The following is a 12,742-nucleotide window of genomic DNA, read 5'->3' on the forward strand; positions in this document are numbered from 1 at the left end:
TTGGCGCGCCCGGAGTGCTCGGGCATGCTCGCCCGCGCATGCGCCTCTCGCGACAAGCGCGCTATGCGGTGATCGGCCTGTTCGACATCGCGTACAACGGGCACGGCCACGCGGTCCAGGTGCGCGTGATCGGGGAACGGCAGGGCATCCCCACGCGCTTCCTCGAGCAGATCTTCCAGCGCCTCCGCAAGGGCGGGCTGGTCGAGGGCAAGCGCGGCCCGGGCGGCGGCTACCGGCTCGCGCGCGACCCGGCCGAAGTCGACCTGCGCGCGATCGTCGAGGCGGTGGAAGGGCCGCTCGCGGCGGGCGGCGATGCGGTCGCGCGGCCGCCGCGCGGGCGGGCCGCGCAGGCCGGGCTCGCCGCCGGCGGGACGCGGGCCGACCGCGGCCCGTCGTTCCTCTGGCCGGAGCTCGCCGAGGAGCTCGCCGAGGTCCTCGCCGCCACGACGCTCGAGGACCTGTGCCGGCGCGCGGCGCGCGCGGGCGTGCCGCGCGAGCTGCTGCCCGGCTACGAGTACCAGATCTGAGCGGGGGCGAGGCGCGCCCCCCTCGCAGCGCCCCCCTGCCTTTCGTATGCTGCGCGGGCCCCGCAGGGCCTGCGCGTTCCGCCGACGCAGCCCGGTGCTCCCCACCGGACTCGACGTGCGGCGTCGCACCCGAGAGCTCCACCCCCGCCGCGCGTGCGATCGATCGCACGCCGTTCGACGGCCGAGGTCAGGTGGCGTGAGCGACGACTCCTTCGACATCCGCGCGCCGGCGCGCACGGGCTCCTCGATCCACTCGTGCGACGAGCGCGGCGCGCACATCGAGGTGCGCGCCGAGCTCGCGCCGGTCCGGCTCTCCGGGCTGCTCGTCAACGAGCTGTGCATGCACGCGCTCGAGGCCGTTCCCGAGGAGTGCTGCGGGCTCATCACCGGCGCCGCCGACCAGCGCTTCCGCGACGTGCACCGCTGCCGCAACGAGATGACGGCGCGCCACCGCGCCGAGCCGGACGTCTACGCGCGCGACGGGCGCGAGGCCTACTGGATGAACGAGCTCGACTACCTGCACGTCCAGGAGCGCGCCGAGGAGAAGGGCGATCGCGTGACGGCCGTGTACCACTCGCACGTCGGCGCGGGCGTGTACCTCTCGGAGATGGACCAGCAGTTCGCGAACGCGCCGCTCTTCCCGTTCCCCGACGCCGTGCAGATCGTCCTCGCGGTATGGGACGGGCGCGTCACGCACGCCGGCATCTTCGAGCGCGATCCGCGGACGCGCGGCTTCGTCGGGGCGCCGCTCGCGCTCGGCAACGCCTGAGTGGGGGCGCGCGGCGCGCACGTCGCCGCGGCGGCCCTCGCGCTCGCGGCCGCCGCGGGCTGTGCGATCGGCGTCGCCGACGAGGAGCTCGCGCAGCCGCCGATCGCCGTGCTCCACTGGACCCACGAGGATGCCTGGGCGCGCGCGGATGCCGAGCGCGGCGCGCGCGGCCCGCGTCGCCAGGGGGTGGCGCGCGCGGGCGATCTCGGACGCTGGCTCGGCGGCGGCGAGGCGCTCGAGGCGGACGATCCCGCGGCGCGCTGGCCGGGGCATCTCGCGCTCGTCGACCCCGCGAGCGGGCGCGTCGAGCGCGTCTCCGACGCGCCGCCCGGCGCCGTTCCGCTCGCCTGGTCGGCCGACCACCGCCGCCTCCTGTTCGCGACGAGTCGGATCGACGCGCGCTGGCAGCTCTACGCCTACGACGTCGCGACGCGCGAGATCGCGCCCCTCACGCGCGGCGCGGCCGACCACCCGCGCGGCGACTTCGGGCCGCGGGGCGGGCTCGTGTTCACGCGCATCGAGCGCGCTCCCGCCCGCTACACGGTCTGGCTCCGGCGCGCAGCCGACGCGCAGGAGCGGCTCGTCGCCGAGGGGGCGTTCGTCGAGGGCGTGAGGTGGTCGCCCAGAGGCGATATGCTGCTGCTCGACGTGGCGGAGCCGTCGCGCGGTCTGCGCGACGAAGATGCGCGTCGCACGATCTTCGCGGTCCCGACCGATGCCCCGGTGCAGAGCTGGCCGCCCGACGCGGGCGCGGCGATGCGCGCGCTCGGTCGCGGCCGGGACCCGGTGTTCAGCGCCGACGGCGAGTGGATCGTCTACAGCGCGCGCGTCGGGAAGGGATGGCGCCTTCGGCGGATGCGCGTCGACGGCGGGGTTCGCGCGGCGGTCGGTGCGGGCGCGCGCGACGAGCTCGAGCCGACGCTGTCGCCGGACGGGCGGCTCGTCGCGTACGTCGCCGAGGACGCGCGGCTCCACCGGCTCTTCGTGCGGCGCGTCGACGGCAGCGGCGACCGGCTGCTCGTGACCGACGGCGCCGTCGCGCGACCGGTCTGGTGACGTCGGGCGACGCCGCGGCGCCGCGAACGGATCGAGACGAGTCGGATGCGACTCGAGAAGGATGGAGAAGTGACGACCCCGAACGCCGAACTGGTTCCCGTGCACGGCGGCCTCGACGCCCTCGTCGACCGCACCGTTCCCCTGAAGCAGCGCGCCGCCTTCCTCGCCGAGGCCGCGTCGCTCCCGCGGCTGCGGGTCACGAATGCCGACCTCTCCACCGTCTATCGGATCGCCGACGGCGCGCTGTCGCCGCTCGAGGGTCCGATGAAGCGCGACGCGTGGCACCGCGTGCTCGACGAGCAGGTCGTCCTCTCGAAGGGCGGCCGCTATGCGTGGACGATCCCGCTGTCGTTCCCGGCGACGGACGACGAGGCCTCGGCGCTCGCGGGCGCGCGCGCCGCGGCAGTCGTGAACGAGGCGGGTGACGTCGTGGGGATCCTCGACGGGCCCGAGGTGTTCGACTGGGACAAGGCCAAGTACGTGGCCGCCGTCTACGGCACGGAGCGCATCGACCATCCGGGCGGCCGCATGGTGACGAACGACGCGCGCGGCAAGCTCGTCGGCGGCGCGCTGCGCGCGCTGCCGCAGCCGCGCAACCGCGAGTACGGCGAGTACATGCTGTCGCCGCGCGTCGTGCGCGCGCTCGTCGCCGACCGCAAGTACGAGGCGGCGCTCGCGTTCCAGACGCGCAACCCGCTCCACCGCGCCCACGAGTACGCGCTCGTGTGGGCGGGCGAGTACCTCACGAAGCAGGGGCTCTACACGGGCATCTTCCTCAACCCGCTGATGGGCGAGCTCAAGGGCGACGACGTGCCCGCCGCGATGCGCATGCGCTGCTATCGCAAGCTCCACGGCGACCGCCTGCTCGGGCAGGGCGACCAGCAGCCCGAGATCTGGGAGAAGGCGGGCTACCCGCTCGCCGACGTCTTCGAGCTCGTCGGCCTCGACATCAAGATGTTCTACGGCGGGCCCAGGGAGGCGGTGATGCACGGCATCTATCGCCAGAACTACGGCTTCAGCCACCTGATCATCGGACGCAAGCACGCCGACGCGCCGTACGAGGACGGGAGCGCCATCTGGGGCGACTTCGATGCCCAGGAGATCTTCCAGCAGCTGAAGGGCGACCTGCGGATCGGCACCGTGAACGTCGGCTTCGCCGCGTTCTACGAATCGCTCGGGCGCGTCGATCTCACCGAGAACCACCCGGACGAGAAGCCGGTGAGCGTGAGCGGCACGAAGGTGCGCGAGCAGCTGAAGGGCGGCGAGCGCCCCGACCCGCGCATCATGCGGCCCGAGATCGCCGACATCCTGATCGAGGCGTACCGCGACTAGCGTCGGGGGGGCGCCGAGGAGGGCGCGATGCCGAGAGGGCGCTGTGACCTCTGCGGGGCCGAGGGGGCGAAGCGCGTCGTCTACGGCGACCCCGGCGAGGACCTCATCGAGAGCGCGGGGCGCGGCGAGATCGTGCTCGGCGGCTGCCTGATCGGCGGCCGCGACCCGAGCTGGCTGTGCGAGGCGTGCGCGGGCGCGCGCGATCCGTGGGACGGCGTGCGCGACGGCGTCGAACCCGGAGGGCGAGCGCGCGTCGCGCGCCGCCGTCCGGACGACGCCTAGCGTCCGCTCGCGCCCCCGATCCGCAGCACCTTGGCGCCGCGCACGCGCCCCGCGGCGAGCTCGCGCAGCGCGCGGTTCGCGTCCTCGAGCGGATAGGTCTCGACCCGCGGACGGATCGGGATCTCCGCCGCCTCGGCGAGGAACTCGCGCACGTCGCTCCCGGTGATGTTCGCGACGCTCTTGATCTCGCGCTCCATCCACAGGTGCTCGTGGTACGAGAGATCGAGGAGCGCGCGCTTGTCGCGCTCCTCCTTGCGGATCGCGTTGACGACGAGCCGGCCGCCCGGCGCGAGCGCGGCGAGGCTCGCGACGACCGGCTCCCACGCGGGCGTCGTGTCGATCGCGGCGTCGAGCGGAGCGGGAGGCGCATCGCGCGTGGCGCCCGCCCAATCGGCGCCCTCGCGCAGCGCGAAGGCGCGCACCTCGGGGTCGCGCGCGAACGCGAAGATGCGCGCGTTCGGGAAGCGGTGGCGGGCGAGCTGCAGCACGAGGTGCGCCGAGCCGCCGAAGCCCATCAGGCCGAGCACCTGGCCGTCCTCGATCTGCGCGAGCCGCAGCGCGCGGTGGCCGATCGCGCCCGCGCACAGGAGCGGAGCCGCCTCGGCGTCGTCGAACGCGTCGGGCACCGGGAACGCGTAGTCGGCCGCGGCGATCGCGTACTCGGCATAGCCTCCGTCGACGTCGCGCCCCGTGGCGCGGAACGCGGGGCTCAGGTTCTCGCGCGCGCTCCCGTCGGAGCGGTGGATCCAGCCGACGCCGACGCGCTCGCCGACGCGCGCCGCGAGCGCGTCGCTCCCGACGGCGCGGACACGCCCGACGATCTGGTGGCCGAGGACGACGGGCAGACGCGGCGGCGGCGTGCGTCCCTCGATCTCGTCGAGCTCCGTGTGACAGACGCCGCACGCCGCGACCTCGACCAGCAGCTCGTCCGCGCCGGGCACGGGAACGGGGAGATCGCGGAGCGCGAGCGGCTCGGGCTCGTCGGCGAGCGGCGCGAGCCGCGACAGCACCATCGCTCGCATCGGGGACGCCCTCCCTGCGCGGGTCGCGGCGCGCGAAGGTATGCGAGCCCGCGCGGCCCGACGAGGCGCGGCGCCGCGCGCCGGCAGGCGAACGAGCGGGCAGGCGGGCCGGTGCGCACGCGCGGTGCTCCGCGCTAGGGCGCGGCGGGCGGCGGCGCGCCCGCCGGTCGGATCGCGCAGTCGGCGCCGATCGCGTCGCGCACGACGGCCGCCATCGCGCGCGCGAGGCGGCGCGATCCGTCGTCCGAGACGTGGCAGCAGTCGTCGACGTAGAGGGGCTCGGCGACGTCGGCGAAGACGCGCGTCAGGTCCGTGTACGCGACGCCGGCGCGCGCGAGCGCCTCGCCCTCGCGGAACAGGTGCGGGTAGCCGAGCCGAGCGGGACGGTCGTAGGGCGTGCCCGGGCGGAGCGCCGTGCGCCGCTCGGCGTCGGACATCGGCTTGCTGCCTTCGACGCGCTGGTTCGGCTGGAGGAAGTGGAACGACGGGATGCCCGCGCCGCGCGCGAGGTCGGACGTCGCGCGCGTCGCCCGGCTCCACAAGGCCGCCGCGTCGCGGAAGCGCTCGTCGTCGCTCGCATAACGTCGCTGCGGACCGGTCGCCATGTAGCCGCCCTCTCGCGCGGCGTTCTCGGACTCGCGCAGCGCGAGGTCGACGCGGCGGAGTGCGACGTCGCGCTCGAGGGCGCGATCGACGAGCCGCCACGCCGCGTTGGCGAGCCGCGACGCGCGCAGCGGCGACGCGTCGAGCCAGCGCGCGGCCGCGCGACGGCGCTCGGCCGCGTAGGCGAGCGCGCCCACGCGCTGCATCAGCGCGACGTCGCGCAGGCCTGCGACCTGCTGGCGCCAGCTGCGCGGGTAGAACGGGAAGACCTGCTGCGACTCGTTCTCCACCGCGGGCAGCACGACCTCGTTGAAGCCATCGAGCGTGAGGAGGAGGTCGAGCTCCATGCCGAGTGCGCGCAGCCAGGCGAGCGCGAGCAGCTGCTGCGGCTGCTTCATGCCCGGGAGCGCGAGATCGAAGACCTCGACATTCCGGTCGCGCAGACACGGGTGCTCGGCGAGCGCGCGCGCGAGCGCGCGACCTCCGCGCGACGCCACCTGCTCGGCGACCGAGCCGCCGAGCACGCCGACCGCGAAGTGCGCGTCGCCCGGCGCGCCCGGCGTGGCCGACGTGGCCGGCGCGAAGGGCGGGGCGGACCCCGGGAAGCCGTACTCGTTCACGGTCGCGGAAGGCAGGAGGACGAAGCCGAGGTAGGGATGGAGCACCTGCCACGAAGGCGGCCCGCCGCCCGCGGCCCCGACGCGCTGCACCCCGGCGCCCGGCGTCGGCGCGAGGGCCGGGTCGGCGCCGTCGTCCGGTGCGGCGACCGCGGCGCGCGCGTCGGCGAGGCGCGCGGTCGTCGGCCACGCGCCGGTCGCGATCCGCCACGCGACCGCGCCCACGCCCTCGCAGGATGCGACCGCGAGGCCCGCCGCGAGCGCTGCGAAGAGGAGTCGTCGGGGCATCGGCCTCGCGCCGCGCGGGCGCCCGCGCCGGTTCGGGTTCGCTCAGGTCGTCTCGGGCGCGCGCGGCGCGGGCGGATCCCATCCGAAGCGCTCGAAGGCCTCCGGCAGCGCGTCGCGGATCTCGGCGCGCGTGAGGCCGAACTCGTCGAGGCTGTACACGTGCTCGCGCCGGTGCTTGCGCGACCGCGATTCCTCGCGCTCGAGCTCGGCGGCGTAGTCGGGCGTCATGGGGATGCCGAGCTGCGCGTAGAGCGCCTCGATCGTCTTGGCCGGCGCGTCGACGAGCTCCTCGTACCGCACCCACGCGCACCGCTCGGGCGGGAGGTCGTCGAGGGCCTCGAACGGATACTGGTAGTAGTAGAGGCACTGCTTCGCGAGGAGCTGGAGCGCCTCGTCGACCTCGTCGCGCTGGTAGCCGAGGATGCGCCAGTTGCGGACCATCATCTTGAGCAGGCTCGGGATCGTCTCGTACGGGTTGCGCATCATCACGACGAAGCGCGCGTCGGGAAAGGTCTCGCGCAGCGACAGGAGGGCGCCGACCATCGTCGGGTTCTTGCTCACGAAGGTCAGGCCGTGGTGCGTGCCGCCGTTCGTGTAGAGGTGGCGGCGGATGCAGTCGGCGTAGAAGCGCATCGCGCGCCGCTTCTGGCGCGGCGTGCGCTGGTCGAAGTAGAAGAGCTCGTCGATCTCGCGCTGGTAGGGGAAGAAGAGGCCGATCTGCGCGTGCAGGAAGGTCGCCGCGAGCAGGAACGCGTCCTCCTCGGGGATCGTGAGCCCCATCGGGTGCATCTGGCGGCCCTTCTCGAAGAGCCGGTCCTCGAAGGCCGTCACGCGCCGCGCGAGCGCGCCGCCGAGGTACTCCGCGTCGACGGCAGCGATCCAGCGCACGAGCCGCTTCTGCACGATCGACGGTAGGATCATCTCGTACGTCATCACCCAGTCCATGCGGCGATCGCGCGAGAGGAGCTTCACCATCAGCGACGTGCCGCTGCGCGCGTGGCCCGTCACGAAGACGGGCTTCTCGACCTTCGTGCTGCGCAGGCCCGGGAAGAAGACCCAGTCGAGGAGCATGCCGATCGATCCGAACAGCACGATCGACGGGCAGAGGAGGGCGAGGAAGAGGACGCGCCCGACGCGACGCGGCGTCCGCGCGTCGCGCAGCGAGTACCCGATCAGCTTCAGGTAGAGGCGCCAGTCGAAGGGCATCACGGCGCGTTCCTCACTTCTGCCAGCGGTGGCGGAGCCGCCACTTCGGCACCTCGGCGTGGCTCTGCCACAGGTCGAACGTGCGCTCGTAGCCCGTCTTGCGGATGCGCCAGACGCCGTCGTCCTTCACGTACTCGTCGCGATAGAAGCCGGCGCCGAGCTGCGTCATGCCGTCCGCCTCGGCGATGACGATGTCCTGCAGGTACCAGATGCCCGTGGCCTCGGTGTCGGAGACGAAGTCGATCTCGGGGGTGTGGACCTGGTGGATCGTCACGAGGTCGCGCATCGACGTCCGCAGGAAGTCGATGATCGCGTCGCGCGGCGCGAACGCGTACTTCCCGCCGTCGTACTCGGCGCAGGCGTCCTCGGTGAAGCAGGTGGCGAGGCCGTCGTAGTCCTTCGTGTCGACGCAGCGCTGATAGCGCGCCTTGAGGCGCGCGATGGCGTCGGTCTCGACGAGTCTTCGCAGGTCGTCCACGCGGGCTCCGTCCGTCGGCGCGCCGTTCGGGGCGCGCGCGGGCGCAGCCTAGCGGATCCGGAGCGCCGCCCGGGAGCGGGTGCGCAGCGTCAGACCATGCGGATGCGGGGCGGGCTCGCGGCCGCGACGAGCGCGTCGCGCTGCGCGCCGTCGTACGGATGGATCGCGTAGCCGAAGCCGAGCGCGACGCGCACCGGACGGTTCAGCGTCTCGTCCTTCGCGACCGCGTCGGCGACCGCGCGCGCGAGCGTGTAGACACGGTCGCCCGGCGCCGAGCCGGGCTCCGGCAGCAGGATCTCGAACACGGCTTCGGAGCGGCGGCCGACGACGTCGAAGTCGCGCACGCCGCGTCGCAGCGCGTCCGCGACGCGGGCGACGACGCGGCGCGCGAGCGCGTCTCCGCCGGCGGCATGGATCTCGTCGAGGTTCTCGATCGTGCAGATGCACAGGGCGAGGGCCGCGTCCCGCCCCTCGGCGCGCGCGATCTCCTCGCCGAGGCGGCGCGCGAGGTACGTCTCGTTCGGGAGCCCGGTCTCGGGGTCGGAGTGGCGCGATTGGCGCGCGCTCGCGCGCTCCTGCGCCGCGGCGATCGCGCGCTCGACGTAGGACGCGTACTTCGCGAAGACCTGGAGGTCGTCGCTGTCGAAGCGACTCGGATAGAAGCGGTCCGCGGCCAGCTTGTCGTAGACGGCGAGCGTGCCGATCACGCGGCCCTCGCGCGCGAGCGGCGCGGCGAGCAGCGAGCGGCAGTCGCCGGCGATCCCGCGCAGCGACGGGTGCGCGGCCGTGTCCAGCACGCGATAGGCGCTGCGCTTGCGGATCGTCTCGCGCGCGACGTGCTTGTCGAGCTTGAACAGGCGCTCCTGCTGCGGCCCGTCGGCGGCGCCGAAGTAGGAGCGGATCACGAAGCGCTTCGACGCGTCGTCCTGGAGCCGCAGGATGGCGTGCTCGGCGTCGAGGATCAGCGCGAGCGACGACGTCGCGAGGCGCAGCACCTCGTTCGGCTCGCTCGCCGCGAGCATCCGCATGCCCGTCTCGTTGATGGCGGACAGCCGGTTCGCGCGCGCCGACATGCGGCCCTCGCGCTCGACGCGCGCGATGCCCTCGGCGGCCGCGGCGGCGATCTCGCGGAGCCAGCCCTCGGCGCCGCGCCCGAGCCCGCCGCTCCCGGTCTGGACGGACAGCACGCCGATCGTGGCGGTGCCGCTCGCGAGCGCGAGCGAGGCGTACTCGATCTCGCCCCGCTCGTCGCGCAGGAAGCGGGCTTCGCCGGTCTCGGCGACGCGCCCGTCGATGCCCTGGCCCGGCACCACGCGGTACTCGCCACCGAAGCCGCCGCCCTCGAGCGAGGTCGCCGCGAGGCGCAGGTCGGTGCTCCCGCCCTCGCGGAGGTAGAGGTTCGCGATGCCACCGCCCGAGCGCTGGGCGACGTCGATGCAGAGGGCGCGCAGGCGGTCGGGAAGCGGGTCGGGCCCCTGCAGGATGCGGTGGATGCCGCGCACGGCCGAGTAGCGCGACGCCTGGTCGCGCAGCTGCTCGTGCTCGCGCGCGCGCGCGATGATCTGCGCGTCGAGGTGCGCGAGCTGCTCGACGAAGGCGAGGTCGTCCTCGCCGAACTGGCCCGTGCGCACGCTGTGGTGGAGGTTCAGCACGCCGAGCACGCGGCCCTCGTGCACGAGCGGAACGCACAGCGCGGACTCGACGTCGAGCCGCTCGCGAACGATGTGGAAGTCCGCGTGGTCGGCCCGTCCGGCGATGCGCAGCGGGCGCGCGGTGGCGGCGGCGCGGCCCGCGATGCCCTCGCCGAGCGGCACGCGGATCTTCGGCCAGAGCTCTCGCTCGACGCCGACCGCGACGCGGATGCGGAGCTCGCGCGCGGTCTCGTCGAGGAGCATCAGCGAGCCGCCGTCGGCGCCCGTCACGCCGATCGCGATCTCGAGCATGCGCGTGAACAGCTCGTCCGCGTCGACGGTGAGCTCGACGGATTCGACCACCTCGGAGAGCGCCTGCAGGAGCTCCGACTTGCGGTCGTGCGCGGCGACGCCGTAGGCCCAGAGCAGCCGCGCGGCGAGCGGCGTGAGCACCTGGATGCCGCGTGCGGCCGCGTTCGGGAGCCGCTGCGCGAAGGACACGCCACCGGGAGCGTCGTCGACGACGGCGTGCAGGGCGTCGCCGGCGACGAAGGCGTCGAAGTCGTCCGTCGCGATCGCGGCGACGAAGTCGCCGAGCTCGGGGCGGACGGCGCGCGCGCGGCTCGCGGCCGCGCGCGGGTTCGGGTCGTAGATGCGCACGACATCGACGTCGGCGTTGCCGACGAGCAGCGCGAGGAGACGCAGCGTCTCCTCGCTGGCGCCGCAGATGCCGACGCGCCGTCTCACTCGTCGCCGCCGTCCAGCAGCGGATCGAGCTGGATCGTGAGAGCGAGGCTCGCGGTCGCGCCGCTCGCGTCGCCGAGCACGAGCGGAATGCGCACCGCGCGCTCGCCCGCGCGTGCGGCGCTGCCGACGGACACGATGCGCAGGTCGGCGCCGAGCGCGAAGCCGCTCGGCGGCTTCGGCTCGCTCGCGAGCGCGTCGTACGGGCGGTCGAAGGCGCGGTGCGTCTCGAGGTCGAGCGCGTCGTGCGCCGCGGCGCCCGCGTCGGCGGCGATCGCCTCGGCCTCGATCGCCTGCTCGAGGAGCTCGGTCGTCGACAGCGCCGGCGCCTCGGGGCGCGCGCGGCGAAGCAGCGCATCGGGGTCGTAGACGGGGGCCGGGCGGCCGACCGGAGCCGGCTCCGCGGGGGCGTGCGCGGCCTCGTGCGCGGGCGCGGCGTCGGCCGTTCCCTCGGTCGATTCCGGCGCGGGCGCGGGCTCGCTCGCGGCCGCGGGACGGTCGCGAAGGCCGCGCACGACGCGCTTGCTGATGGTGGTGAGTGTCTGCAGGACGCCCGTTCCCTCGGTCGCGACCGCCTCGAACACGGCGGCCGACGGCAGCGCGATACGGCGGTGCAGGCGCTCGATGTGCGTGTCGTCGGCGAGGTCGCGCTTGTTGTACTGGACGAGCACGGGGAGCTCGGCGAGCGAGCGGCCGTAGCTCTCGAGCGCGGCGGCGAGCTCGTCGCGGGACTCGACGTTCTGCTGCATGCGCGACGGCGTCGAGTCGACGACGAGCACGACGCCGCTCACCTCGTCGAGCAGCTGCTTGCGCGTCGGCGCCTGTTCGTCGCCGTCGGGAACGGCGACGACCTCGATGCACATCGGAACGCCGCCGACCTCGCCGAGCTGGATGGGGAGCGTCTCGTAGGTGACCGTCGGGTCGAGGCGCGTCGGCTCGCGGCGCAGCTCGCCGCGGTGGTCGGCGCGCAGCTTCGCGCGGATCGTCTCGAGGTTCGTCGTCTTGCCGGCGCCCGCGATTCCCCAGTAGAGGATGCGCGCGTTCATCGTGGCCTCCGCCATCACAGCTTTCCCTTCTTCTGCAGGATGCGCCGCGCGTGCGTCGACACGGCCGACGGCACGTCGCGGCTCCGCATGATCGTCCGGAGCTCCTTGTCCTGCAGGTAGTTCAGGAAGCTGATCGCCTGGGCCTGCGGGACCTTCGGATTCGTCGCGAGCGCGAGCTTCACCTGGTAGCTCTTCGTCCAGTCCCGGTTCGCGGCGATGATGCGCATGACCTCGTCGCAGAGGCCGCGCGACTGTGCGTACGAGACGACCTCGGACTCGGTGATCTTCGGGCTCGTGATCGCGGCGCTGGCTACGACCTTGTTGCGGTCGCGGATCAGGAGCGCGCGCGCCTCCGTTCCGCCGAGCCGCGCGAGCTTGACCTTCTGCATGACGGTCATCTTCTGCACGGCGGCGAAGAGGTTGCTCGCGATCTCCTCCTCGTCGATCGCGTCGTCGTGCTCGGCCGAGAGGCGCCCCGCGAAGCCGGCGAGCTCGTCGCCGAGCAGCTCGAGCATCGCGGCCTCCGCCTCGTCGTCGGAGAGCTCGGCCCCGGCGTCGTCGGCGCGTTCGCCCTCCGTCGGGCTCATTCCGAGGAAGCTCAGGATGCGCTCGATCACGGCGCGCCCGGTCAGCGGGTTGCTCCCGAGCGCGTCGACGATCTCCTCGCAGCGCATCATGCGCTGCTGGTTCTGGCTGACGATGTCGACGACGGCGCGCAGCGGCAGCGTCGCGAGGAACGCGATCGTGCGATCGTCCGCGGCCGCGTTGAGGGCGATCTGCGAGGCGCGCGCCTCGTCGTCCTTGTGCACGCGCGCGAGGAACGAGAGCAGGGCGGGGTGCGCGGGGCCGGTGAGGACGGGGTCGAGGACGTGCTCGGGCAGGTTCTCGAGGCTCGCGCGCGCGGTCTCTTTCACCTGCGCGTCGGGGTCGTGCACGAGCGCGAACAGGACGGTCGCGAGCTCGAGGGGCTCGAGCGGAAGCGCGCCGCGCGCGGCCATGCGCCGGGCCTCGACCGGCGCGTCGCGCCGCGCGTACTTCTCGCCCTGGGGCGAGAGCCGCAGTCGGATCCGTCCTTCCTGTCCCGGTGCTTCCTGGCTCGCCACGCGTCGCCGCCCCTCGCATGCTCTCGTTCTTCCGTTCC

12 protein-coding genes are annotated in these 12,742 nt (G+C 74.0%); 5 read left to right on the forward strand and 7 right to left on the reverse strand.

What is annotated here, in order from left to right; all coding sequences use genetic code 11:
* Positions 1-38: 38 nt before the first annotated feature.
* From R3E88_09630 to R3E88_09650, 5 genes are all read left to right on the forward strand, one after another.
* Positions 39-527 (forward strand): Rrf2 family transcriptional regulator, encoded by a 489-nt coding sequence (locus tag R3E88_09630; protein ID MEZ4216722.1) that lies wholly within the window; start codon positions 39-41, stop codon positions 525-527.
* A 196-nt stretch (positions 528-723) separates the two neighbouring features.
* Positions 724-1,296: a Mov34/MPN/PAD-1 family protein gene (locus R3E88_09635; GenBank protein MEZ4216723.1), complete on the forward strand. Its 573-nt coding sequence runs from the start codon at positions 724-726 to the stop codon at positions 1,294-1,296.
* Positions 1,297-2,352: a hypothetical protein gene (locus R3E88_09640; protein ID MEZ4216724.1), complete on the forward strand. Its 1,056-nt coding sequence runs from the start codon at positions 1,297-1,299 to the stop codon at positions 2,350-2,352.
* Positions 2,353-2,421: 69 nt separating this feature from the next.
* A complete protein-coding gene (locus R3E88_09645; GenBank protein MEZ4216725.1) occupies positions 2,422-3,684 on the forward strand; it encodes a sulfate adenylyltransferase in 1,263 nt (420 codons plus the stop codon).
* A 27-nt stretch (positions 3,685-3,711) separates the two neighbouring features.
* On the forward strand, positions 3,712-3,966 hold the full coding sequence (locus tag R3E88_09650; GenBank protein MEZ4216726.1) for a hypothetical protein: 255 nt from the start codon (positions 3,712-3,714) through the stop codon (positions 3,964-3,966).
* Here the strand turns inward: R3E88_09650 and R3E88_09655 are convergent.
* The 7 genes from R3E88_09655 to R3E88_09685 all read right to left on the reverse strand — a co-directional run bounded on the left by R3E88_09655 (position 3,963) and on the right by R3E88_09685 (position 12,704).
* Positions 3,963-4,988 carry an alcohol dehydrogenase catalytic domain-containing protein gene (locus tag R3E88_09655; protein ID MEZ4216727.1) on the reverse strand — a complete coding sequence of 342 codons (1,026 nt, stop codon included), beginning with the start codon at positions 4,986-4,988 and terminating at the stop codon, positions 3,963-3,965. The two genes, R3E88_09650 and R3E88_09655, sit on opposite strands and share 4 nt — an antisense overlap.
* Before the next feature lie 134 nt (positions 4,989-5,122).
* Positions 5,123-6,496, reverse strand: a complete 1,374-nt coding sequence (locus tag R3E88_09660) for a hypothetical protein (protein ID MEZ4216728.1) — start codon at positions 6,494-6,496, stop codon at positions 5,123-5,125.
* A 42-nt stretch (positions 6,497-6,538) separates the two neighbouring features.
* Positions 6,539-7,702: a sulfotransferase gene (locus R3E88_09665; GenBank protein ID MEZ4216729.1), complete on the reverse strand. Its 1,164-nt coding sequence runs from the start codon at positions 7,700-7,702 to the stop codon at positions 6,539-6,541.
* Positions 7,703-7,715: 13 nt separating this feature from the next.
* On the reverse strand, positions 7,716-8,180 hold the full coding sequence (locus R3E88_09670) for a nuclear transport factor 2 family protein (GenBank protein ID MEZ4216730.1): 465 nt from the start codon (positions 8,178-8,180) through the stop codon (positions 7,716-7,718).
* 89 nt (positions 8,181-8,269) lie between these two features.
* Entirely contained in the window at positions 8,270-10,558 is a 2,289-nt protein-coding gene (locus tag R3E88_09675; GenBank protein ID MEZ4216731.1) for a GAF domain-containing protein, read from the reverse strand.
* On the reverse strand, positions 10,555-11,616 hold the full coding sequence (locus R3E88_09680; protein ID MEZ4216732.1) for an ADP-ribosylation factor-like protein: 1,062 nt from the start codon (positions 11,614-11,616) through the stop codon (positions 10,555-10,557). Before R3E88_09680 ends, R3E88_09675 begins: the two co-directional genes overlap by 4 nt.
* The gene (locus R3E88_09685; GenBank protein ID MEZ4216733.1) at positions 11,616-12,704 is read right to left on the reverse strand and encodes a hypothetical protein; all 1,089 of its coding nucleotides are present in this window, start codon (positions 12,702-12,704) and stop codon (positions 11,616-11,618) included. Before R3E88_09685 ends, R3E88_09680 begins: the two co-directional genes overlap by 1 nt.
* Positions 12,705-12,742: the final 38 nt, after the last annotated feature.

This window comes from Myxococcota bacterium (genome assembly GCA_041389495.1).
Lineage (GTDB): Bacteria > Myxococcota_A > UBA9160 > UBA9160 > UBA4427 > JAWKRT01.

Bases quoted from the DNA above. Each gene is read 5' to 3' on its own strand.
- R3E88_09680 (MEZ4216732.1), bottom strand. From the start codon at position 11,616: ATGGCGGAGGCCACGATGAACGCGCGCATCCTCTACTGGGGAATCGCG.
- R3E88_09650 (MEZ4216726.1), top strand. From the start codon at position 3,712: ATGCCGAGAGGGCGCTGTGACCTCTGCGGGGCCGAGGGGGCGAAGCGC.
- R3E88_09630 (MEZ4216722.1), top strand. From the start codon at position 39: ATGCGCCTCTCGCGACAAGCGCGCTATGCGGTGATCGGCCTGTTCGAC.
- R3E88_09665 (MEZ4216729.1), bottom strand. From the start codon at position 7,702: ATGCCCTTCGACTGGCGCCTCTACCTGAAGCTGATCGGGTACTCGCTG.
- R3E88_09660 (MEZ4216728.1), bottom strand. From the start codon at position 6,496: ATGCCCCGACGACTCCTCTTCGCAGCGCTCGCGGCGGGCCTCGCGGTC.
- R3E88_09655 (MEZ4216727.1), bottom strand. From the start codon at position 4,988: ATGCGAGCGATGGTGCTGTCGCGGCTCGCGCCGCTCGCCGACGAGCCC.